Origin of the sequence: Pararobbsia alpina, assembly GCF_965118125.1 — a bacterium.
In the GTDB taxonomy this organism is placed as follows: domain Bacteria; phylum Pseudomonadota; class Gammaproteobacteria; order Burkholderiales; family Burkholderiaceae; genus Pararobbsia; species Pararobbsia alpina_A.
Map to the genome: position 1 here is coordinate 121,629 of NZ_OZ221288.1, position 22,237 is coordinate 143,865.

Annotated in this window: 17 protein-coding genes; 6 read left to right on the forward strand and 11 right to left on the reverse strand. The window is 59.8% G+C overall.

Annotation, left to right across the window (positions count from 1 at the left end; all coding sequences use genetic code 11):
- The first annotated feature begins 85 nt into the window (after positions 1 to 85).
- Complete coding sequence (locus ACMFWR_RS19065; RefSeq protein WP_413196259.1) at positions 86 to 1,033, forward strand: pyridoxal-phosphate dependent enzyme; 948 nt, start codon at positions 86 to 88, stop codon at positions 1,031 to 1,033.
- A gap of 18 nt (positions 1,034 to 1,051) precedes the next feature.
- On the opposite strand, the gene ACMFWR_RS19070 is transcribed toward ACMFWR_RS19065, so the two are convergent.
- The 5 genes from ACMFWR_RS19070 to ACMFWR_RS19090 all read right to left on the reverse strand — a co-directional run bounded on the left by ACMFWR_RS19070 (position 1,052) and on the right by ACMFWR_RS19090 (position 7,444).
- Entirely contained in the window at positions 1,052 to 1,513 is a 462-nt protein-coding gene (locus tag ACMFWR_RS19070) for a GNAT family N-acetyltransferase (RefSeq protein ID WP_413196260.1), read from the reverse strand.
- Between the two features lie 82 nt (positions 1,514 to 1,595).
- Positions 1,596 to 3,986, reverse strand: coding sequence for an alpha-xylosidase (yicI, locus tag ACMFWR_RS19075; RefSeq protein WP_413196261.1), 2,391 nt, complete (start codon positions 3,984 to 3,986; stop codon positions 1,596 to 1,598).
- 248 nt (positions 3,987 to 4,234) lie between these two features.
- A complete protein-coding gene (locus tag ACMFWR_RS19080) occupies positions 4,235 to 5,047 on the reverse strand; it encodes a carbohydrate ABC transporter permease (RefSeq protein WP_413196262.1) in 813 nt (270 codons plus the stop codon).
- A gap of 16 nt (positions 5,048 to 5,063) precedes the next feature.
- A complete protein-coding gene (locus ACMFWR_RS19085) occupies positions 5,064 to 6,044 on the reverse strand; it encodes a carbohydrate ABC transporter permease (protein WP_413196263.1) in 981 nt (326 codons plus the stop codon).
- Between the two features lie 170 nt (positions 6,045 to 6,214).
- Positions 6,215 to 7,444: an ABC transporter substrate-binding protein gene (locus ACMFWR_RS19090; protein WP_413196264.1), complete on the reverse strand. Its 1,230-nt coding sequence runs from the start codon at positions 7,442 to 7,444 to the stop codon at positions 6,215 to 6,217.
- 347 nt (positions 7,445 to 7,791) lie between these two features.
- Between ACMFWR_RS19090 and ACMFWR_RS19095 the strand changes: the two genes are divergently transcribed.
- Positions 7,792 to 10,107 carry an autotransporter outer membrane beta-barrel domain-containing protein gene (locus tag ACMFWR_RS19095; protein ID WP_413196265.1) on the forward strand — a complete coding sequence of 772 codons (2,316 nt, stop codon included), beginning with the start codon at positions 7,792 to 7,794 and terminating at the stop codon, positions 10,105 to 10,107.
- 89 nt (positions 10,108 to 10,196) lie between these two features.
- On the opposite strand, the gene ACMFWR_RS19100 is transcribed toward ACMFWR_RS19095, so the two are convergent.
- Positions 10,197 to 11,240 carry a substrate-binding domain-containing protein gene (locus ACMFWR_RS19100; RefSeq protein WP_413196266.1) on the reverse strand — a complete coding sequence of 348 codons (1,044 nt, stop codon included), beginning with the start codon at positions 11,238 to 11,240 and terminating at the stop codon, positions 10,197 to 10,199.
- Positions 11,241 to 11,473: 233 nt separating this feature from the next.
- Between ACMFWR_RS19100 and ACMFWR_RS19105 the strand changes: the two genes are divergently transcribed.
- The gene (locus tag ACMFWR_RS19105) at positions 11,474 to 13,837 is read left to right on the forward strand and encodes an autotransporter outer membrane beta-barrel domain-containing protein (protein ID WP_413196267.1); all 2,364 of its coding nucleotides are present in this window, start codon (positions 11,474 to 11,476) and stop codon (positions 13,835 to 13,837) included.
- 141 nt (positions 13,838 to 13,978) lie between these two features.
- Positions 13,979 to 14,272: an acylphosphatase gene (locus ACMFWR_RS19110; protein ID WP_413196268.1), complete on the forward strand. Its 294-nt coding sequence runs from the start codon at positions 13,979 to 13,981 to the stop codon at positions 14,270 to 14,272.
- A gap of 10 nt (positions 14,273 to 14,282) precedes the next feature.
- Here the strand turns inward: ACMFWR_RS19110 and ydiK are convergent, their stop codons facing one another.
- Positions 14,283 to 15,410: an AI-2E family transporter YdiK gene (gene ydiK / locus ACMFWR_RS19115; RefSeq protein WP_413196269.1), complete on the reverse strand. Its 1,128-nt coding sequence runs from the start codon at positions 15,408 to 15,410 to the stop codon at positions 14,283 to 14,285.
- A 315-nt stretch (positions 15,411 to 15,725) separates the two neighbouring features.
- On the opposite strand from ydiK, the gene ACMFWR_RS19120 reads away from it, so the two are divergent.
- Positions 15,726 to 16,583, forward strand: a complete 858-nt coding sequence (locus tag ACMFWR_RS19120; protein WP_413196270.1) for an NAD-dependent epimerase/dehydratase family protein — start codon at positions 15,726 to 15,728, stop codon at positions 16,581 to 16,583.
- Positions 16,584 to 16,720: 137 nt separating this feature from the next.
- Here ACMFWR_RS19120 and ACMFWR_RS19125 read toward each other — a convergent pair whose 3' ends face one another.
- From ACMFWR_RS19125 to ACMFWR_RS19135, 3 genes are all read right to left on the reverse strand, one after another.
- Complete coding sequence (locus ACMFWR_RS19125) at positions 16,721 to 17,956, reverse strand: enoyl-CoA hydratase/isomerase family protein (protein ID WP_413196271.1); 1,236 nt, start codon at positions 17,954 to 17,956, stop codon at positions 16,721 to 16,723.
- Between the two features lie 479 nt (positions 17,957 to 18,435).
- Entirely contained in the window at positions 18,436 to 18,648 is a 213-nt protein-coding gene (gene rpsU, locus ACMFWR_RS19130) for a 30S ribosomal protein S21 (RefSeq protein WP_413196272.1), read from the reverse strand.
- A 469-nt stretch (positions 18,649 to 19,117) separates the two neighbouring features.
- Positions 19,118 to 19,708, reverse strand: coding sequence for an IMPACT family protein (locus tag ACMFWR_RS19135; RefSeq protein ID WP_413196273.1), 591 nt, complete (start codon positions 19,706 to 19,708; stop codon positions 19,118 to 19,120).
- Positions 19,709 to 19,946: 238 nt separating this feature from the next.
- Here ACMFWR_RS19135 and ACMFWR_RS19140 point away from each other — a divergent pair, with 238 nt between their 5' ends.
- A complete protein-coding gene (locus tag ACMFWR_RS19140) occupies positions 19,947 to 20,357 on the forward strand; it encodes a VOC family protein (RefSeq protein WP_413196274.1) in 411 nt (136 codons plus the stop codon).
- A 495-nt stretch (positions 20,358 to 20,852) separates the two neighbouring features.
- On the opposite strand, the gene ACMFWR_RS19145 is transcribed toward ACMFWR_RS19140, so the two are convergent.
- The gene (locus ACMFWR_RS19145; RefSeq protein WP_413196275.1) at positions 20,853 to 22,118 is read right to left on the reverse strand and encodes a DUF2242 domain-containing protein; all 1,266 of its coding nucleotides are present in this window, start codon (positions 22,116 to 22,118) and stop codon (positions 20,853 to 20,855) included.
- Positions 22,119 to 22,237 lie beyond the last annotated feature (119 nt).

A 22,237-nucleotide genomic window follows, 5' to 3' on the forward strand; every position in this document is an offset into this window, starting at 1 on the left:
CTTTGCGGCCGGATGCGGCGTCGCTGGTGCAGATCGCCAGCCCGCCTCGTTCTACGCATCTCCATGGTCTTTGCGGAAAGCCTTCATGAAGTTACACAGCCGAACCCCGCTCGTACTCCATCGCGAGCTGTCGACCCCTGAACAACGGATCTGGCTCAAGCTGGAAAATCTCCAGCCTTGTGGCTCGTACAAGCTGCGCGGCATCGGCGCGCTGTGTCAGCACGCCCATCTGCAGGGCAAGCGCAAGCTGATCGCGCCGTCGGGCGGCAATGCGGGTATTGCGGCCGCCTATGCCGGCCGGGAACTCGGCATGGAAGTCGAAGTGATCGTACCGACGACGACGCCAGAGGCGACGCGTGCGCGCATACGGGCGCTTGGCGCTGACGTCATGGTGTTCGGCGAGGCATGGGATCAGTCGAACGAACTCGCGCTCGAGCGCTCGCAAGCGGACGACGCGCAATACATCCCCGCATTCGACCACCCGGTGATCTGGGAAGGCCATAGCACCTTGATCGACGAGATTGTCGAAGACTTGCCGACGTTCGACGCGGTGGTGGCATCCGTGGGCGGCGGCGGTCTGCTGTCAGGCCTGTTGATCGGCCTCGAGCGCTACCGCCGCAACGACTGCCGGGTAATCGCTGTTGAGACCGATGGTGCAGCGTCTTTCCACGCAGCGCTCGAGGCCGGGCATCCGGTCAACATCGGCAAGATCACGTCGGTTGCGAAGTCACTCGGCGCGCTGCAGGTTGCGCAGTGGCCGGTCGATGCGATCCGGCAGGTGCCACATGCGTCGGTGGTGTTGTCGGATGCGGAAGCCATCGCCGGGACGATTCGCTATGCCGACGAAGCGCGCCAGCTTGTCGAAGCGGCATGTGGCGTTTCGCTGGCCGTCGCTTATCAACATCACGCCTGCATTGAAGGCGCACGCGATGTGGTCGTTATTGTCTGCGGCGGTGTCAGCATCTCCGCGACCCAGATCGCCGCGTGGAAGGCCGAGCAGGCTGGAAGCGGCGCTCGGGCCGCGGCGATTTAAGACTACGACGATCTAAGACTACGACGGCGTTCGCAGTGACCGTTTCATGACGACCGTCGGCGCAGCAAGCGCGTCGATCACGGTCCAGCCGCGCCGTTCATAGAATTCACGTTCGTCAGCCGTCATCAGCAACAAGGACGGCTCGCCGAGTCGACGCGCATGCTCGCAGCACGCGTCGACGACGGCCGTGCCGATCCCCTTGCCTCGATGTGACTCATCGACCCAGACCCCCGACAACCAGGCGGACTGGACCGTATCTTCGCTGACTTCATTGACGACCACGCTGCCGGTGCCAAGCAAGGCACCATGGTCATGCGCGACCAGCGTAAAGGGGAGGGAATTCGCGTTCAGACGCTGAGACAGCCGCATCTCGGCGCGCTCGACAGACGCTTCCGGATCCGTGAGCCAGAAGGTCTCGTGAACGGCCTGCGCGACAGCAGGGAGAAATCGGGGGACATCGCACAGCAGGGCAATCTGCATACGTATCCTCTTCGGGTTCCCGAACGACGCGGTGGCGTCGTCCGGTTCCGAGATGATACCTGCGTGCGACGAATCGCGAAGGTTAGACGGTCAATGTCAAACGGCTTGTGCCGGCCGGCAGGGTGACTTGCGTGCCATGCTGCATTGCCGCAATGCGGCATACGTCCGTCTTCGAACCGGTCGTTTCGGTCACTTGCACGGCGCCCGATGCGATGTTCTGCAACGCCAGGGTGCAATCCCGCGTATTCCCTCCGAACTCCGCTACGAGCGTATTGCCGGTGCGGCTGACCTTCGCCGTCAGCACAACCTGTCCATCGAGCCCGCGCACGGTCGTCTCAGCCGTCTTGCCGTCACCCAGCGCATAAAGCCGCAGTTCAACGCCGTCCGCATAGTCATAGTCCGGCCGTGACGCATCCGCGCCGATCGCCAGCAGCGTATCCGGACGGACATAGATCGGCACGCTCATAAACCCGTGCCGTTCCCGAAGCCACGTGCCGCCGGTGACTTCTTCGCCTGTGAACAGATGCGTCCAACGTCCGGCCGGCAGGTACACGTCGACATCGCCCGCCTCGCTGAACACCGGCGCGACCAGCACCGATGAGCCAAGCATGTACTGACGATCGAGGTAATCGCAGGCGCGATCGTTCGGATACTCGAGCATCATCGCGCGCATCAGCGGCGTGCCTTCGCCTGCTGCAATGCTCGACTGGTCGTAGAGGTAGGGCATCAGCCGCGACTTCCACTGCGTGAAGTGCCGCAGCACTTCGACCGCTTCGTCGTCGAACAACCATGGAACGCGATACGACTTGCTTCCATGCAGGCGGCTGTGGCTCGACAGCAGCCCGAACGCGCACCAACGCTTGTACACGTGTGCCGGCGCCGTGTTCTCGAAGCCGCCGATGTCGTGGCTCCAGAAACCAAAGCCCGACAGACCCAGCGACAAACCGCCACGCAGGCTCTCGGCCATCGACTCATACGTCGAGTTGCAATCGCCGCCCCAATGCACCGGGAATTGCTGGCTACCCGCAGCCGCGGAACGCGCGAACAACACCGCATCGTCCTTGCCGCGTGCTTCGACCAGCACGTCGTGCACGACCTTGTTGTACAGGAACGCGTAGTAGTTATGCATGCGCTCCGGGTCGGAGCCGTCGTGATAGACAACGTCCGTCGGGATCCGCTCGCCAAAGTCGGTCTTGAACGAATCGACACCCATCGCGAGCAGGCGGCGCAGATGGCCGGCGTACCACTCGGCCGCTTCTGGGTTCGTGAAGTCGACGATCGCCTGACCCGGTTGCCACTTGTCCCACTGCCACACGCTGCCGTCCGGGCGCTTGAGCAGGTAACCCTTCTGCTTGCCTTCGGCGAATAGCGGCGACGGCTGCGCGATATACGGGTTGATCCACACGCAGATATGCAGGCCCTTGTCCTTCAGGCGGCGCAACATGCCTTCGGGATCGGGGAACGTTTCCGGGTTCCACTCGAAGTCGCACCAATGAAAGGCGCGCATCCAGAAGCAGTCGAAGTGAAACACATGCAGTGGCAGATCGCGCTCACGCATGCCGTCGATAAAGCTGTTGACGGTCGCTTCGTCGTAGTTTGTTGTGAACGAGGTCGTGAGCCAGAGTCCGAATGACCAGGCCGGCGGCAACGTCGCGCGGCCCGTCAGGCGCGTGTAACGGTCGAGCACCTGCTTGGGCGTCGGACCGTCGATGATGAAGTACTCGAGGCCTTCGCCCGGCACGCTGAACTGTACCTTCGCCACCTTCTCGGTCGCGACTTCGAATTCGACGCGTTCCGGATGATTGACGAATACGCCGTAGCCGCGATTGGTCAGATAGAACGGAATGTTCTTGTACGCCTGCTCCGTGCCGGTGCCGCCGTCACGGTTCCACATGTCGATCGATTGACCGTTCTTGACGAGCGCAGCAAAGCGTTCGCCAAGGCCATACACCGTTTCGCCGACGCCAAGGTCGAGCCGCTCGAACACGTGCGTGCGACCACCGCTCTCGGTGACGTGGCCTGCCGCGCGGAATCCGCTACCCGTCAGGCGTTCACGCGCGGCGCCGCCTTGCCGATTCGCTTCGCCGATGACCGCGCTTTCACGCAGGAAGTCAATTGACCAGTCACCGCGGCGTGCGATACGGAACGTCAGCGATCCGCTCGTGAGCGTCGCTTCGTCTTCGGTCAGCGTGGTGCGGACCTTCAGTGCTTCGTCTTGATGAATGCCGAAATGCGGCCCTTGATCGAGCCCGCCCTGATGACGCTCGATCCGCACGCCGATGATGCCTTCCTGTGGCGAATGCACGCGCAGCGTAAAGAGGGCGGTGTCGAGCTGATACGCACGCGAACTCACGTCGCGCGGCGCCGCGTAGATCAGCAATTCGTTGCCGCGCACCTGCACGTCGTGCACGTAGACGGGGTACATCACCTGCAAGCCTTCGTGGATCAGCCAGTTACCGTCGCTGATTTTCATGGTGTGTCTCGTTTCGAATGACAGTCGGATGCCGTGGCACGTCCTGGCGGCGCAGGCCGTGCCTCGTGTGTTTCAAAAGGGGTGACTCGCGCAGCGGTGCTTCGTGCAGTGCACTCGCTGCGGTTCAGGTACTGCTTGAATTCGCGGTGACCATCGATCTCGCCGGGCGGAGCGCTGCGAAATCGAAGGCGTGCTTCTGTACCGCGAGGATGTCCAGATCGATGCGTGTCTTGATCGTCGGGGAATCCTTATTTGATGGCGCCGGCCGTCAGGCCGCCGACGATGCGTCGTTGCAGCAGCATGAAGATGCCCAGAATCGGCGTCACGTAGATCGCGGAGTAGGTCATGATCCCGATCCAGTCCGTATTGGTCGCGCCGACGAAGGCCGACAGGCCAACGGTCGCGGTCTGATACGAATCGTCGAGGATCAGCGAACGCGCATAGACGTATTCGCCGAACGACTGCAGGAACACGAGGATGCCGCTCACCAGAATGCCGTTCATCGCCAGCGGCAGCACAACCCGGAAGAACGCGCCCGCAGGGCTTGCACCGTCGACCATTGCCGCATCACGCAGATCACGCGGCACTTGAACGAAGCTCGAACGGCACAGCACGATAAAGAACGGCAGCGTCTTCGAAATCTGCGCGAGCACCACGGCAACGCGCGGCGACGACAACAGGCCCAGCGATTTGAACGCGGTGAACAGCGGTGTAACCATCAGCGAAGAGGGCAGGGCCTGCAGCACGAGCACAGCGAAAATCGCGACCGCCGTGACGCGGTTTTGCTGCTGGGCAAACGCATAGGCCGCGCCGGTTCCGAGCACGATCGTGGCAATGGTTGTGCCGCATGCGATCGCGAACGAGTTCCACAGGAAGTTCGCCATCTGCCGGTCGACGAACGTCGCAACGAAATGCGACTGCGGATTGAGCGGCCACATCGTCGGCGGATAGTGGAACATCTCCGACGCGCTCTTGAACGCGGTGATGTACATCCAGTACAGCGGGAACAGATAGAGCGCCGTCACGGCAAGTGCAACGACGAAGAACACGGTTTTCTTCATGATGAGCCTCGTGTCCTTAGGCGACTTGTTCGTGGCGGATCGAGCGCACGTACACCACGGCGACGATCAGCACGAGGACCAGCATCACGGTCGCAACCGCGCTGCCTTGCGAGACTTCGAAGGTCTGGAACGACAGCTGCCACGACCAGTACTGCGCAACCTGCGACGAATTTGCCGGACCGCCTTGTGTCAACGCGGCAATCAGGTCGAATTGCTGCATCGTCAGAATCGCACCGAGCGAGACGACGGCACCAAGCGTCGAACGCATCATCGGCAGTGTCATCGAAAAGAAGCGGCGAATCGGGCCTGCGCCGTCGATCTTTGCGGCTTCGTAGATCTCGGCGGGGATGCCGATCAATCCGACGGAGAGCAGCAGCATATTGAACGGCACACCGAGCCACACGTTGGCGAGGATCACGGCGAACAGCGCGTAGTGCGGGTCGGAGAGCCAGAAGATCTTGCCGTGAATCAGGCCGATCGACGACAGGGCGTGATTCAGCACGCCGTAGTCACCCGCAAACAGAAGCTTCCAGATCGCGCCGACCACGAGGCCCGGCATGATCCAGCCTGCAAGAAAAAGGCCGCGCATAAACGATGCGGCCGGAAAGCTCTGCATAAAGAGCAGCGCCAGGAGGAAACCGAGCACGATCTGGAACACAAGCGACAGCCCGACGAACAGGATCGTATTGATCACGACGGTACGCGACTCGGGGCGCGAGATCACGTCGAGGTAGTTGGCGATGCCCACAAAGGGCCGCACGAAAAACGCCGGGCTCATCAGGTCGACTTGCTGGAACGACAGCACGACGTTGTAGAGCAGCGGGATACCCGCGAACAACAAGAGATACAGCAGGGCCAGCGAGGCCATCGTGATTTCAAAGCCGTTGCGGCCTTGCGTACGGCGGAACCATGTCTTCATCGTGCTTGCGCCGGAATGTTGCGTTGCGGGCGGCCTGTCTTGCGCCGTCTGCAGGGTACTGCGTGGGCTCGTATTCATAAACACCCTCGTTCGGCGGTGCGGGGTTGCGCTGTGCTTCGGCACCGGTGCTGCGCCTGCGTGGACTTCATGGGCGACGTTTCATCGGTAGGTCGGTGATGCGGTCATGGCGGATCGGTTACTTCGTCATGACCGCATTCGACTGCGATATCGAGTCGCTTAACCTGCTGTTACTTCGCGACCTTGTCGACTTCCGCGGCGGCGTTCTTCATGGCCGTTGCTGCATCGGCCTGATGCGTGAGCACTTGCTGCATGGCCGTGTAGATTGCCTTCGAGATCTGCGGCCAGTTCGGGTTCGGGCCGCGGCCGCGAGCGTATTGCATCTGCTCGTTGAAGACCTTGTACGCTTCCGGCCACTTCGGATCGTTCGTGACCGTGTCCTTCGACGGCGGCAGCATGCCGAATTCGTTCCAGTCGCGGCCGCGCTGGCTATACATGTACTCGAGGAATTCGAACGCCAGTTGCGGGTTCTTGCTTGTCTTCAGGATCGCGTGATTCTGTTCGCCGAGTGCCGATGCGCGCGGCGAACCTTCCTTCTCGACCGGCAGCAGCGCGACGGCCCACTTGAACTTCGCGCCCTTCGACACAGCAGGCAGTTCCCACGGACCATCGATGTCCATCGCGGCGTTGCCGTTGATGAACGTGGCCGCAGCTTCCGATTGCGAGTGCGACAGCGTGTCAGGCGACGCGAGCTTTTCATCGAGCAGCTTTTGCCAGAATTGCGCCGCACGGATCGCGCCGGCCGAGCCGAGCGACGTCCAGTCCGCACCGGTCGTCTGGATGAACGGCAGGAACTGGAACGTACCTTCTTCAGTACCGATTGCCGAGAAGGCCAGACCGTAGACGCCCTTCGACGAATCCGTCAGCTTCTTTGCGTCCGTGTAGAGCTCGTCCCACGTTTGGGGCGGCTTGTTCGGATCGAGGCCGGCGGCCTTGAACGCGTCCTGGTTGTAGTACAGCGCGAGCGTGTTTGCACCACGCGGGATCGCATAGACCTTGCCGTTCCACGTCGCGTTCTTCAGCGGTCCCGGGAAGATTTGCTTCGAATCGATGACCTTCGACTTCGCGAGGAACGGCGTCAGATCGACGAGCGCGCCACGCGAAGCAAACATCGCGGTATTCGGGTTGTCGACGGGCACCACGTCAGGGCCGTTGCCCGACATGACGGCGCGCATCGCTTCGTCATTGAGCGCGGCAAAGCCGACGCGACGAATCTGCACCTTGATTTCAGGGTGTTGCTTGGCGAACTCGTTCGCCATCTTTTCGGTGAACGGGTTCGGCTCGTCAACCGTCCAGACATTGAGAGTCTGCTGGTCGGCGGCATACGACGCCGTGGACATCGACATCATTGAAACGACAACGCTGATCGCCGCGGCGGTGGCGGTCAAGGTCTTTCTCATGTGCTCCTCCGAAGTGGAATGTCGGCGCGGATGCTCGCGCTTCTTGTGTGCCCGTGGCGTCGGCGCTGCCCGATCGTCTGCTCTCGCAGTGCCTCGAAACAGTTCCGGAAACGTTTCCGGGAATGGGGCAGATTCTTGTCCTCAGAAGCGCGGATGTCAAGGCGAGGTAACACCAAACACAACGAGCCCCGGCGAAAAACGCAAGCGAAGGTCAGGCGTGGTGTGGGCGCGGTTCGAGACGACGATATGTGCGCAATGTTTGGTGAGAGACGTGCGCGACGGGCTTCACGATGTCGTTGATTTAATGATGCGATCCGTCCTAATCCAATTAGGAAAATTCGTACTTCTTGGAATCTGTTGCTCGCCTATTCTCCGCTGAAGTCGGCGTCGGCGTGAAAATGGAGAGCGAAATGAGCGTCAATTCAGGAAAGACTGATTTCGGGATAGCTGTGCACTGTATGCGGTGTATTTTCGTGTGCGCTGCAATGAGCACTTTCGCGGACGCTGCGCGGGCATCGACCGAAGACACAGTGTCAGAACTCGTGTATGCCGAAAATGAATCGCGCTATCGTTATATGTCGCGTCGGTCACGTGATATTCATGTCATCGCAGCCACTGAAGTTAATCAGAATATTTCGATCTCTGATGAAACATATTGGATAAATGATTCTAATATTAATGGTGATATTTCCCTGAAATCTGCGTCAAGTGAACTGACGATGGTTGGTTCAACGCAAAACGGCAAGCTGATTGTATACGACGGTGTCGCGACGCTGTATTCGACTTCGATCGTCTCATCGCCGAATTCGCGAACTATCGGCGGAATTGTAATGTATGGCGGAAACGCTAATTTGTACGACTCCTCGATAACCGGAAAGGGCACCGGGGCCATCATATACGGAGGTGCTTCTACGGATGGTGCGACACTTTCAGTCGATCACTCTTCGATACACGGGGAAACGGGATCGGCGATCGTAGTCTACGGAGTCGCTAAAGATCAAGTGATGAATATCAACGTAACGAACCAGTCTGAGCTTCTCAGTGGAAACGGAAAGATTCTGGAGGTGACGGGTAAAAGCAGCGGACAAGTGAATTTCACCGTCGATCAGTCTGATCTGAAGGGAGATATTTATGTTTATTCCGGCGCCACGCAGGCTACGCTGAATGTGTCGCTGCAAAACGGCTCGAGTCTGGAAGGTGCTGTGAATGGTGCTGATTCATTCCACATAAGCCGGAGCGAGTGGGACCTCACGGGTGATTCAGTGGTTGGAGATTTGATCGGCGACACTGCTGTGATTAACACTGCGGATCACGATTTAAATATCTCTTCATTGTCGGGCTCGGGTAGCATCAGTTCGGACTTCATGCGCGTTGTTTCGTCTCCACCCGTCCAGGTCGCCGGCAATATGGACGGCGTGTGGCAGATTACGGTAGCCGACACGCAACACAACTATGCAGATGGGGAACTGCAGCCGGCTTACGTTCTCGTAGAGGTCGACGGCTCCAATTCCGCAAGTGTCAGCGGGAAATCAGATATTGGCGCGTATCAATATACAACCACCGTTGATTCGAACGGCGAAGTCGTCGCGGTGCAAACGGGTATTCCGTGGGCGCCGACTGAGCCGGCGGACGGACCGAGCGACACCGGTGGTGAGGATACCTCCAACAACCCGGGCGGCTCAGGAGACGCGGGGGCGCCGACTGGCCCGGTCAAGCCAGCGCTAAACGACGGCGCGACAGCCGCGGTGGACGCGCTGTCGGTTGCTTCAACCAAGGCAATGTGGGACACGCAATTCGGTGCGGTGCATTTGCGGCAACAGGCGTTGCGAGAATTCGCACCGCGCAGACGCGCATTCTGGGTGCAGGGGTATGGCGGGGAATATCAACTGAACGACGGGTACGGCGCTGGCGCGAGTGACACATTCGATACGCGCGTGAGCGGGATGTCGATCGGTGTTGATGCATTGCTCGATCAAGTCGGCGCGACGAGAACGTACGGCGGGGTCTATGCGTCGTATGTCGAACAGGATCGCAGTGCTTCAGGAAGCTACGGCAATTCACATGGATATTCCGTCGGACTGTATGGTGTCTGGCAGCACGATTGCGGCTGGTACCTGGAGGGCATGGCGGCGTTCGGCAGTCTCGTGAATCGCTATTCCGCGAATTACTATGGGAGTCCTTCACGCTCTGTCGTCAACGCCAATGATTGGAAGGGCCGTTCAAGCGCTATCTACATGGAAACGGGCAAGCAGTTCACGCTTGGCGGAGAGTGGCGCGTGCAACCGGCCGTAGGCGTTCGCATGGTGCATCAGAATAGTCAGTCTTTCTCAACCGACGTTGGACATTTCGTCAGCTCCGACGGCGTGAATTCGGCAGGTGCCCAAGTCTCGGTGACGCTGTCGAAGCGATTCCGCAGTGCGAAGAACCGCTACGAGTTGTATGCGCGCCTGGGTTACGCGCAGGAATTTGCGAGTACTCAAACGGTGCGCTACGCCGGCGCGCCGATCGATACAAACCTGGACGCGTCGCGGGCGTTTGTGAATGTCGGGCTATCAGCCGAACTCGCTCGACGACATGCGCTCTTCGCAGACGTCCAATACCAAAAGGGACGTGACGTCGAAAACACGTATTTGATTAGTCTCGGCTATCAATACGCGTTTTGACCGGCCTGCGCTATGTGAATCTAAAGTCATTGCGTCTGTTCACATCGCCGGCGTCGGCATCGGCTGACGCCTGGATGTTGGCGGCGACATCAGGCGGCGCCGTCTCGCGGCAGTGCATCGCTGGTGCGAGCCTTGAGGCGTAGCGGCCAAATCTCCTGCATGATCGGCGCGTCGTGCACTACGTTTGTGCCAGGCAAGCGCGACAGAATCGCCTCTCCCATTCGCGCGCCGAGTTCGCGGGTTGCGATCGAGAAGCCGGTAAGCCGCGGCGACAGGTAGTCGGGGACTTCGCCAGTCAGCACGCCGCCGCTGATCGCGATGTCCTTCCCGGGCCGAAGGCCCAGTTCGCTGAGCTTGCGGTACGCGCCGATCGCCATGCAGTCGCTCTGAAACACAATCGCAGTCGGCGGCTGTGCGGCGTCGAGCAGTTCGCCGGTCACGCGATAGCCGCCGCGTTCGCTGAGGTCGTCGTGTCTCACAAGCGATGCATCGAATGCGATGCCCAGGCGCTTAAGCGCGCGCTTGTATCCGTTCAGGTACACGTGTGCCTGCATCGCATCCTGCCCCGGCATGCCGATCGCGATGCGACGATGACCAAAGCCGACCAGGCGCTCGATGGCTTCCTCGGCCGCCGATTCGAAATCGAGATCAATCCAGGCATGTTCGCCGCCGGACTCGCTGCGGCCAAACGCGACAAACGGGAAACGCTTCTCGGCGAGGTAGTCGAGACGAGGGTCGTGCCGGCGCGTGCCCGAGACGATGACGCCGTCGACCTGACGTCGCTCGACGATGCGTTTGAGACGGGTGAGCTCGTCTTCGTCGGTCCTGCTCTGATAAATCGCGAGATCGAGTTGCGCTTTCGACAGCGATTCCTGAATCCCGTCCGCGAGCGTCAGGAACAAAGACAGCGTGTAGTTCTCTTCAGGGCTGCGCATCGGCAGCATCAGACCGATGGTGTCGATGCGTCCTTTGCGCAGGCTTTCCGCGGCCTTGTTCGGCGAATAGCCCAGCTCGGCGGCGGCTTCGAGCACTCGCTGACGGGTTGCTGCGCTGACCTCGTCGCTCGCGTTCAGGGCGCGAGAGACGGTGGCAATCGACAAATTCAGGTGATTCGCGAGTTTCTTGATGCCCACGGCGGCTCCGGTCGGTTCGGGCGGATTATAAACGCGCCGGGGAGGTGCGCCGAATTCATTGGCGAAGGCCTGTTCGCAGCAGCCTTGTGGATCGAGAGAGTGGACGTATTTCGGTATTCCGCGAATTTAAACTCAGATTTCTTATGTGTGATTGAGAGTGAATGATACTGATGTAAAGATATTGCGATTGCGCGTCATTCATAAACTGCGCCTTCCTTTGTTAGGGAGGTTTTGTGAAAAATTGGATTGCAACGGGGATTGATTCCGAAATTCGTGCAAGAAAACATTGTATTGCTAATGCAGTTGCAATAGTCGTAACGCTATGGGCCGTGCCCGCGCATGCATCTTGGGATGCGAGTTCCAATGCGTCCATCGGGTCGCCTTGTGACGCTTGCCGGTTCGCAGAGCAGGTTGATGTGTTCGTGAATGAGACATTTGATGGTGGTTATTCACATACGGATGGCTATTCGTTGCTTGGCTCGAACGTAACCGTCAATGGTAATCTTACATTTTCTGGGGGCGTGAATTACACGAATTTTGGGGGAGGATATCTTTACCTGAAAGATTCCACTGTCAACGGTCATCTTATTGCTGACGACGCCGGGGTATATATCGATAACTCGGTTATCAGTAGCACAGATGGCGAAAGCGCCATTGAAATGGGGAACGGAACGCTGACACTCGTCAATTCGACGATTCAGGCAACAGGAGGTGCGCAGGCTGGCGGAATTTATGTGGGTGGAGCCAGCACAGACAGGGCGACCACTTCGATCGTCCTCGACAATACATCAGTCAATACGTCTGGTGCCGCTTTCTATGTCACTGACACGTTTGAGTCCGACGAAGTGTCCATTACTGTAAGAAACGGATCCACAATTGATTCCGGCTCCAATCAGTTGCTTTACGTCGACACGGACCCGGATACGGGAGGCTCAAATGACTATCTCGGCGTGACGTTTATTGCCGACAATGTCGACCTGCAGGGGGACATTGATGCGAGCCAAAATGGTGTCAATCCGACTGTGCCGATCGTTTCGACCAAGGTTGTGATGCAGGATAATGGAAATATCACCGGAGCAATGTACGGTGTTTCCGAATTATTTATTTCCGACAGTCGCTGGAAATTAATGGCGAATTCTGACGTTCACGCTATTTACTCGAATAACGGCGTCATCGACACGCAGGCGAGTACGTTGACGACGAATGCGCTATCCGGCACGGGGACGCTGACGTCGGATTTTGAAGTCGTCCGTCTACGCCCGTCCATACATGACACAGGGACGATGTCGGGCGAATGGACTGTCACCATGACGGATACGCGGCATTCGTATGCGGACGGAGAGCTTAAGCCAAGCTACGTCATCGCCGAAGTCGATGGCCCCAATACCGCGCAAGTCAGTGGTAAGTCGGATATTGGTGCGTATCAATACACGAGCACGGTCGACAGCAAGGGCAACGTCGTGGCCGTACAAAACACCGTTCCGCCCGATGATGAACCCGGCGATGACCCCGGCGATAACCCCGGCGATAACCCCGGCGATAACCCCGGCGATAACCCCGGAGATAACCCCGGAGATAACCCCGGAGATAACCCGGGCGACCAGCCGAGTGATCCCGGTGCGGGTCCGGACCCGGCAAAACCGGCCAAGCCAGCGCTGAATGACGGCGCGACGGCGGCGGTGAATGCGATGTCTGTCGCGGCGACCAAGGCGATCTGGGATACGCAATTCGCCGCGCTCCATCTGCGTCAACAAGCGTTGCGTGACTTTGCGCCGAGCAAGGGCTCGTTCTGGGTGCAGGGATATGGCGCGGACTACGATCTGAGTAACGGCTACAGCTCGAGTGCGAGCGACACGTTTGATACACGGGTCGCCGGTCTGTCGATCGGTGTGGATGCAGTGCTCGACCGCGACGAGGTGTCGCAGATTTTCGGCGGCGCTTACGCGTCGTACGTTGAGGAAGATCGTAACGCGTCGGGCAGCAGTGGCAAGGCACATGGTTACACCGTCGGTCTGTATGGCACTTGGCAACACGCCTCCGGGTGGTACGTCGAGGGTATGGCTGCATTCGGCAACTTCGACAACCGTTACACCGCGAACTACTATGGCGACCCGGCTCACTCGGTCGTCAACGCCAATGACTGGCAAAGCCGCTCAAGCGCGGTCTATGTCGAAGCGGGTAAACAGTTTGATATCGGTAACGGTTGGCGCCTGCAGCCTGCGGTTGGCGTGCGGTACATGCATCAGAATAGCCAGTCATTCACCACGGATGTCGGCCATTTTGTGAGTTCAGACGGTGTCGGTTCTGCCGGTGCGAACGCGTCGTTGACGCTGTCGAAGCAATTCGTCAGCGGCGATCAGATTTTCGAACCTTATGTGCGCGTGGGTTATGCCGAGGAGTTCGCGGGCACTCAGACCGTGCACTATGCCGGCGCTTCGATCGAGACAAAGATGGATGCGTCGCGTGCCTTCGTGAACCTGGGTTTGTCGGCACAGATCGCGAAGCGGCATGCACTGTTCGCCGACTTCCAGTATCAGAAGGGGCGTGACGTCGAGAACACGTATCTCGTGAATGCGGGCTATCGGTATTCGTTCTAACGACGATCGACCCTGAAAAAGCGCTCGTGATCTCGCGAGCGCTTTTTTTGTTCGCTCGAACGCAGAGTCGCGCGCTCGCCGACAGGTTCATCCATTACGTCCTAGAATATCGCCCAATCGAAAAAGCAACGGAGTCGGACGATGGTCAGCGGCAGTCATGAGCGTGTCGAAACGTATAACGTACGCGTGCACGGGCGAGTGCAAGGTGTCGGTTATCGGTTTTCGACCGTGCGTCGTGCTCACGAACTCGGTGTATCAGGATGGGTTCAGAACATGGAGGACGGCACGGTCGAAGCGCTGATTCAGGGCACGCCCGATCAGGTCGATCGCATGCTCGAGTTCATGCGTAAAGGTCCGCCAGGCGCGCGCGTGACGGAACTCGATAGCGAAAGAAGTTATTCAGAACGTAAATACGATCGTTTCGAACAGCGGTAAAGCGTCGTGCTTACGCGTCCTTCATCTTGACGTCGTCAGGCGGAGCCGTGAGAAGCGCATCGATGACAGGGTCGGCGGAGTGCTGCGGCGGAAGTTCGTCGATCCACGCACGCAGCAGGGTGTAGGTCACTGCGAGAATCACGGGCCCCATAAACAGGCCGACGATGCCGAACGCAAACATCCCGCCGAGCACACCCGAAAGGATCAGAAGCATCGACAGGTCGACGCCGCGCCGGATCAGCATCGGCCGCAATACGTTGTCGAGCATGGTCACGAGCACGGTGATCACGATCAGCACGATGCCCCAGACGTGAGCGTCATGCCAGAACAGATAGATGATGCCGCCGAGCAACGGGGGCAACGGTCCGATCTGAGCGAGGCACAGAATCAACATGATGGCGGTCAGGATCCCGGCGCCCGGCACGCCGCAGATCCATAATCCGATGCCGCCCAGCGCGGATTGGGTAATGGCTGTCACGACGATGCCCAATGCGACCGCGCGAATCGACAATCCGGTCAGACGGATGGCCGCTGTGCCGCGCTCGCCCGCCACGCGGCTCGCGAATCGCATCATGAATCCCGCTGCCGTTTCGCCGTTCATATAGAGAATGCCGGCGATGATCACGGTGATACACATGTGAATCACAAACACGCCGACGATGGCAGCGTGCCCGAGCAGCCATTTCGCAGCGATCGAAATATATGGCTCCAGCTTGGCAAGAATGCCGCCTGGCCCTGCGTCCGAGAGCTTCTGCCATTCGCCGGCCGCGCGCGCGCCGATCAGCGGGACTTTGGTGACCCAGTCGGGTGGCGGAGGCAGCGAATAGGTCGGCAGCGCCTTGATCGAGCTCATGATCTCGCCGCCATGTTCGGCCAGCGTCGAAATCGCCGAGTACAAGGGCAGGATAATGACGATCAACAGTCCGACCAGCAGGATGGTCGTCGCGAGCCAGCGGCGGTTACCCAGGCGATGCTGAAGCCCGAGCATCATGGGCCACGTAGCGATCACGATCGTCGACGCCCAGATCAGGCCTGGGATGAAAGGGCGCAGCACATAGAAACTGCCTGCGGCGAGCGCGGACAGAATCACGATAACGAGCAGATTGCGCGCTAGATCGACGTTGCGGACTGGATTCAATATAGGCTCCATGAATTGACCGGCCATTGTGCCGCATCAGTCTTACCGAAATAAAACGTGCGTCCTTTACGCAGACAGCATCGTTGCGCGACAGCTTTTGACAACTAGGATAGGTCATTCCGACCGTCGCGCACGCGATTCCTGAGCTTCATGCACTTCTCCATTGTCGTTCGCTGACAGGCACGGTTCCTGAATACGTCGTACGCTACGCGCGACAACCGGGTCGGAGCCGCCGGCATGAAATCAAAAACCAGCGGCGACCGGTATCGCGGGCAGATGCCCCTTGATAACAGTAACCATACAGGAGACAGATGAATGGCCAGGATCGTAGTGACGGGCGGTAGCGGCAAGCTGGGTCGTGCATGCGTGCTCGATTTACTCGAGCATGGATACGAGGTGATCAACGTCGATGCGGCATTGCCGGCCACGCGCAATTGTCCGTTCGTCAAAGCCGATCTCGAAGATATGGGCCAGACGCTCGAAGTGCTCTCGCAAATCGACGATCGCTTCAACGGTGTCGACGGCGTCGTGCATCTTGCCGCCATTCCGGCCCCGGGTCTTCAGACTAATGCCGTCATCTTTCGTACGAACGCGATCAGCACGTATAACGTTTTCGAAGCGGCGCGCCGGCTCAAAATTCGCAATGTGGTCTGGGCATCGAGTGAAACACTGCTCGGGCTGCCGCTCGATATTCCGCCTCAACGCATTCCGATCGATGAGGAATGTGATGCGCGCCCAGAATCGGCCTATTCGTTGTCGAAGCTTGTGGGTGAGGAAATCGCCAAGCAGTTCGCGCGTTGGGATCCGGAGCTCAAGATCATTGGCCTGCGGTTTTCGAATGTGATGGAGCCGGCTGACTATGCGGCATTCCCGTTCGACGCCAACCCGGCATCGCGCAAATGGAATCTGTGGGGCTATATCGACGCGCGCGACGGCTCACAAGCGATTCGTCTCGCGCTCGAGGCGAAGGTCAAGGGCGCCGACCATTTCATTATCGCGAACGCCGATACGGTGATGACGCGTCCCAATCGCGAGCTCGTTGCCGAGTTCTTCCCCTCGGTGCCGTTCACGGAACCCAAGGGACCTCACGATACGCTGCTGTCGATCGACAAGGCGCGACGTGTGCTGGGTTACGCGCCGAAGTTCAGCTGGAGAGATGCAGCGTCGCGGTGAGGGGGCGCTAATGCATCGAGTGGTCGCATCGGATGGCCGCAAGCGGTGGCCTCGAAGATCAGTCAGGCATGCCGAAGGCCGCTGACGGTGGCGAGCGCAGCAGGGGAAGGGCTGCTACGCTCGCGCCGCGCGAGAGTCTAGCGTTGTGCGTCGTCGCCAAGATTGGCAAGCGGATGAGCATCACTCGACCACGGTGAACTCAGGAAATGCGCGACATGCTCAGGCGTGACGGCTTCGAGTGTGTCGGGCTTCCATTTCGGCGCGCGGTCCTTGTCGATCAGATGGGCTCGCACGCCCTCGCGAAAGTCGCCTTCTTCAATGGTGCGCACCACGATGCCCATCTCAAGGCGGAAGCTGTCTTCCAGTGTGATCTCACGGCCGCGGAGCAGGGCTTCGCGTGTCACGTGAATCATGGTGGGTGAGTAGCTCTTCAATGCCGTGAGGGTGGCTTCGATCCACTCACGTTCCTCGCGCGTGGCCTCGGCGTCTTCAAGACCTTCAAGCGTTCGCCCGAGAGACGCGACGATCGAAGTCGGCGCTGCTTCACGCTTGAAGTGCTCGGTGATCCACCCACGCTGGCGCTCGATGACCGATGCGTCAGTGCCTGCCTCGGTGCGTACGTACGCCTCGCGTAACGCGGCAAGCAGCGCATCGCGTTGCCCGGCGAGCGCCCGCGCGTCGATATTGTTCAATCGCTGTTCGACATCGGAAAGATTCGTGTGCGGGACGCACACGTCAGCGAGCGCGCATACGACGGCGTCCGGTCCGCTTAGCGTGACGCCTGTCAGCCCGACATACAGCTCGAGTTCGACGGGCATGGCCGCGAGAAAATGCGTCGCGCCCACGTCCGGGACCATGCCGATTTTGGTTTCGGGCATGGCAATCCGGCTGCGTTCGGTTGCGATGCGCAACGCGGCGCCTTGTGCGAGACCCATGCCACCGCCCATCGTGATGGCATCCATGATCACGACAACGGGCTTGGGGAAGCGATGAATCGCGTAGTCGAGCCGGTACTCGTCGTTGAAGTAGCGCTCGATGTCGGCGCGTCCGTCGCTGCCGGGCCGTAGCAGGGCGCGAACATCGCCGCCCGCGCAGAAAGCCTTTTCGATCGCGCTGTTGATCACGACGGCGACGATATCGTCATCGTGACGACACTGTTCGAGCCGTGCCGCAATCTGTTCGATCATCGCGTGATCGAGCGCATTCAGCGCGGCCGGGCGGTTCAGGGTGATAAAGGCGATGTGATTGAGCGTTCGAAACAGAACGGTCGCATCGGCCGCGGAAGCGGGCTGTGGAGCGAGCTGTGCAGCGGTCTGTGAAGTGGCCTGTGAAGCGGGCGTGGTCGAATCTGCAATGCGCGGAGATACGCTCATGTCGACATGCGCGGCACGGTGCCGTTCGCTGATTGAAGTCGAAGCATTATCGTATCGATCGATGCCGATGTGGCACCTCGTACATGCGAGCGGCGCGGGCCTCGTCACGTGGTGCCTGGGAGTCCGTGTGGAGCGTGCCCGCGGCGATGTGGCGGGGGAGTTCGACTCGATCGAGCATCGAACGGGGTCCGCTCAACGACGACAGACGCAAAAAATCCTCATCGGCCCAAATGGGTCATGAAGTTGATATGGTCGAAACGGGCGAACACATCCAGCCGAAGACGCCGGTTCAATTCACCGGAGCAAACAGCGAGTGTAGATGACCAGAAAAGAAGAGGAATCGCAGGTTAAGGCCAGGCAGCCTAGGCAGGGCGGGAAGCCGGGGGCGACTTCACAAGCACTGCATCACGCCTGCGACACACACGATGCGAACACAAAGCATCGGACCGGCGAGTGCCGGGCCGTATGCATCGTAACGCTTAGTACATCTTCTTCGGCAGCTGATCGCGGCGCAGGCGCTTACGCAGACGAGCAACAGCAGCAGCCTTCTTGCGCTTGCGTTCGGTCGTCGGCTTTTCGTACGAGGTACGTGCGCGCAGTTCGGTGATCAGGCCATTGCGTTCGATGGTACGGCGGAAACGGCGCAGTGCTACGTCAAACGGCTCATTTTCCTTGATGTGAATGGTTGTCATGCAATCCTTCGGTTGATGTCAGGGTGTGCAACAGATTGCCAAATGCAATCCGTACGAGTCTTCCGCCAATCCAGCACCACGGAGACGAGAACGCGCAGTATACACGCGTCATGCGTACGGCTGTCGTTTTATGGAAGCCGGAGCGCGGTAAAGCTTAATTGTTTGGGCCATTTGCGACAGTTCGCACCGGCCCGATCGCCAAAATCCTGTCGATCCGTCGCGACCCGGTTGGGCCAAACGACTGATCGACACCATGCTGGCCGACCAAACAAAACCGGTTCGACGAATCGAACCGGCGACGCATTGTCGCAGATTCCGGCCGATTCGTAAAATACTGATTGCGATCAATGCGTTCGGCCGACTGATCGTCGTCTCGTCATGCGAAGGGCGCTCGCGTCGGCGCTCGCGCGAAAATGCTATCGAAATCTTGACAATGGTCGCGAAAGACTATCGCGACGTAAATTGCTTTCTAATCCCTTTCGACGAGCGCGCGGCCGCTGGTCATATCGCGCATCGTGTCGTGTGCATCCTGTGCGGACGCGACTGGCAGGCGAATATGGAGGCGAACGTTCATGCCGTACGTCGCATCAATCAGCGTGTAGGCTTGCTGTTCGATCCAGTGGCGCATCCGCGTTTCATCGGCGTAGTCGATTTCGACGAACAATCCGGTCAGAGGAATGCGTTCGATGCGTTCGGCGACCTGCATCGCGCTCGCAACCGCGTCGGTGTAGGCGCGGACCAGACCGCCCGCGCCGAGTTTGATGCCGCCGTAGTAGCGAACAACGGCACCGAGTACGCCGTCGACATCATGATGACGAAGCACTTCGAGGATGGGCCGGCCAGCTGTGCCCGACGGTTCACCATCATCGGACATGCCTGATTCGCCGCCCGCAAGCAGCGCCCAACAGACATGCGTGGCTGTCGGGTGCTGGGCGCGCAATGCGTCGAGTTCGACCATTGCCGCCTGGCGGTCGTCAACGGGAATGACGAGGCCGATAAAGCGGCTTTTGCGGATATCGAGTTCGACGGATACGCGATCGCGAAGGGTATAAGTCGGCAAAGCAGGGTGGGCAGGCGTTGAACGGCAGCGCGACTATAAACCAGTTCGACGCGCCGCGATGCTCCCGCAACATGCGTGTTTGCGCTAGGCTGCGCGATACGTAACCCGCGGTAATTTAAGGCTCAGCCTGGTCTCGGCAACGTCTCGATGACGGTCGCTCAGAAGCGCTGCCACTCCTCATTGCGATCCGTACTTGCGCCGGATACATAAACCCCCACGCGTTCACACAGGGAAATGCATGTTCAGTTACGTGACTGTAGGGACCAACGACATCGAGCGCTCGATTCGCTTTTACGACCCGGTGATGACTGCGTTGGGTCACCGTCGTTGCCCTGAAGGCGGCGTGACCGACGTCTTCGAATGGGCGGGGTGGGGGACATACGAAGACGGCGAGGTGATCGAGCTTGCGCTTTGGGTCGTCAAACCATTTGATAACCAGCCCGCGATACCGGGCAATGGCGTGATGGTCGCATTCGATGCGAGTTCGCGCGCGGTCGTCGATGCGTTTTATCGGGCCGGGCTCGACAACGGCGGGACGTCCGAGGGAGAGCCAGGTGTGCGGCCCTACTACGGACCGACGTTTTACGTGGCGTATGTGCGTGATCCCGATGGCAACAAACTTGCCGCGGTCTGCAGGGCGTCGACCTGAAACGCTTGGGCCCCGCCCACGGAGACGGCAGCTAACGAAGACGTCAACCAACGGTGATCGCAACCAACGGTGATCGCAACCAACGGTGATCGCAACCAACGGTGATGGCGGATGCGTCAGCGTATCAACGGCATCAGAGCCTGTTAAGGCGGACGCGACAGTCACCACAATTCGAGCACGCGTTTGAATGACATCGCTATCGCTGGATCGCGCGATATGTAACTGCACACGCGCGACACACTGCTGTCGCGTACTGAAACATTTCAGCGGTATTGCTCCGTAAGGCCCGCTGCATCGTGCCCCGATTATTCGGGGCAAGTCCTAAGATTGACTTAAGAATCGCGCAGCACTATCGGTCCTGCAGCTTCCCCTGTGCTGCGAGTGTGCTTTCGGGGCCGTTCAGAGACGGCCCCCTTTTTTTTGCCTGCGATTTTAATAGAGGCGTGCGGACAGGACATCGCTTCGACTTGCGGCGTCGCGGACTTACTTTTGCGCTTACTTTGACGCGGGGCTGGCAGGGGCGTCGGTGCTTGCTGCCGCAGCGGGCGACGGCGATGCGTCGGCTGCGGCCGTCGTGGTGACAGCCGACGATGCGGCCGATGCCGTCGAACTGGCAGCTTCTGCATGCGCCGTTTCCACCGGCTTCGAAGAGTCCAACGTGTTCGATGAACTCGACGAGGCCACTTCGGGTGCAGCCGCCGACGACGGAGCCGGCGTTGCGGACGACGCGGGGGCCGGCGCAGCGACTGCGGGCACTGCTGCAGGTGCTGCCGGTGTGATGACCGCGGGGGCGACCGTTGGGGTTTCGTTCACAGGCGCGGTAGTGGGGGCCACGGGTGACGCGGCGGGCGTGATAGCCGGCGTCGCTACGGCCGGCGCGTTGATCGCCGCACTAGCCGGCGCGGCCGCAGCAGTCGAAGCGGTCGGAGCAGTTACCGTGGCGGGTGCGGACGTCGACCCTGCCGGCGCAGACACGGACGTCGACGCCGTTGCCGGATTGACTGGCGCGGGCACCGCTGTCGAAACAGCCGGCGTGGGCGCCGTGGCGGGAGTGGCCAGGATCGTCGTCCCGGCCGCGCTCGCGCCGCTTGCGGCAATCGCCGGCGCGGCAACGGCTGCGGCACCCGATTCCGTGTGCTGCTCGGCGTGCGGCGGCTTGACGGGTTCCGGCATCGGCGGTGGCGGTGCCACTGGCTTGGCCGGTGCGGGCTTCTCGGGCGCCGTGTCGATGTAGTACTTGACCAGGTTGAAGAACCGGTCGTAGAACACGCCGGCAGGAATCGTCTCGCTCGCGATCTTGACCATCGAATCGTCGCTCGAACCGATGGGCAGCGACACCGAGCCCAGCACGCTAAGGCCAACGCTGGCCGACGTGCTCGTCTTCTTGAGCGTGTAGCGATCCTGCACGGCACTCACAAATGCCGTGCTATTCGGGCTTTCAGGGTCATCGGACGTACAGACGACATGAAACTCGATCGTCACGTGCGAATCGCCGTCGGGTTGAAAATTCTTTGAGCCGTCGACGAGATCGAAACGCGTCGATGTCGTCATATACCCCTGGCTCAACAAGGCGCGACGAGCCGCCTGGCACGCCGAAGCGGCGCCCACATTGAAATTCCGCGCGAAGGGACTGGCCTTCGAATCGAACTGCTCGCTCTGATAAAGCGGCTTGGGTGTCGACGAACATGCCGAGAGCAGCACTAGCGCACTACACGACAACGTCAGAAACGAAAACGACGACAACCCGGTTTTGATCTGCATAGGCGAATTCATTGGCAGCCAGAATGACTTCGGCCGATCGCATGACACTGGCTGCGAAATCCTGCGTGCGCGCATTGAAGCTTTCATTTGCCTCGCGGCGCGCTCGCAGATCGGCGCGG

What these genes read in the sequence shown, in the direction of transcription:
- ACMFWR_RS19065 (WP_413196259.1), top strand. Translation starts at nt 86, where the DNA reads ATGAAGTTACACAGCCGAACCCCGCTCGTACTCCATCGCGAGCTGTCG.
- ACMFWR_RS19070 (WP_413196260.1), bottom strand. Translation starts at nt 1,513, where the DNA reads ATGCAGATTGCCCTGCTGTGCGATGTCCCCCGATTTCTCCCTGCTGTC.
- yicI (WP_413196261.1), bottom strand. Translation starts at nt 3,986, where the DNA reads ATGAAAATCAGCGACGGTAACTGGCTGATCCACGAAGGCTTGCAGGTG.
- ACMFWR_RS19080 (WP_413196262.1), bottom strand. Translation starts at nt 5,047, where the DNA reads ATGAAGAAAACCGTGTTCTTCGTCGTTGCACTTGCCGTGACGGCGCTC.
- ACMFWR_RS19085 (WP_413196263.1), bottom strand. Translation starts at nt 6,044, where the DNA reads ATGAATACGAGCCCACGCAGTACCCTGCAGACGGCGCAAGACAGGCCG.
- ACMFWR_RS19090 (WP_413196264.1), bottom strand. Translation starts at nt 7,444, where the DNA reads ATGAGAAAGACCTTGACCGCCACCGCCGCGGCGATCAGCGTTGTCGTT.
- ACMFWR_RS19110 (WP_413196268.1), top strand. Translation starts at nt 13,979, where the DNA reads ATGGTCAGCGGCAGTCATGAGCGTGTCGAAACGTATAACGTACGCGTG.
- ACMFWR_RS19120 (WP_413196270.1), top strand. Translation starts at nt 15,726, where the DNA reads ATGGCCAGGATCGTAGTGACGGGCGGTAGCGGCAAGCTGGGTCGTGCA.
- ACMFWR_RS19125 (WP_413196271.1), bottom strand. Translation starts at nt 17,956, where the DNA reads ATGAGCGTATCTCCGCGCATTGCAGATTCGACCACGCCCGCTTCACAG.
- rpsU (WP_413196272.1), bottom strand. Translation starts at nt 18,648, where the DNA reads ATGACAACCATTCACATCAAGGAAAATGAGCCGTTTGACGTAGCACTG.
- ACMFWR_RS19140 (WP_413196274.1), top strand. Translation starts at nt 19,947, where the DNA reads ATGTTCAGTTACGTGACTGTAGGGACCAACGACATCGAGCGCTCGATT.
- ACMFWR_RS19145 (WP_413196275.1), bottom strand. Translation starts at nt 22,118, where the DNA reads ATGCAGATCAAAACCGGGTTGTCGTCGTTTTCGTTTCTGACGTTGTCG.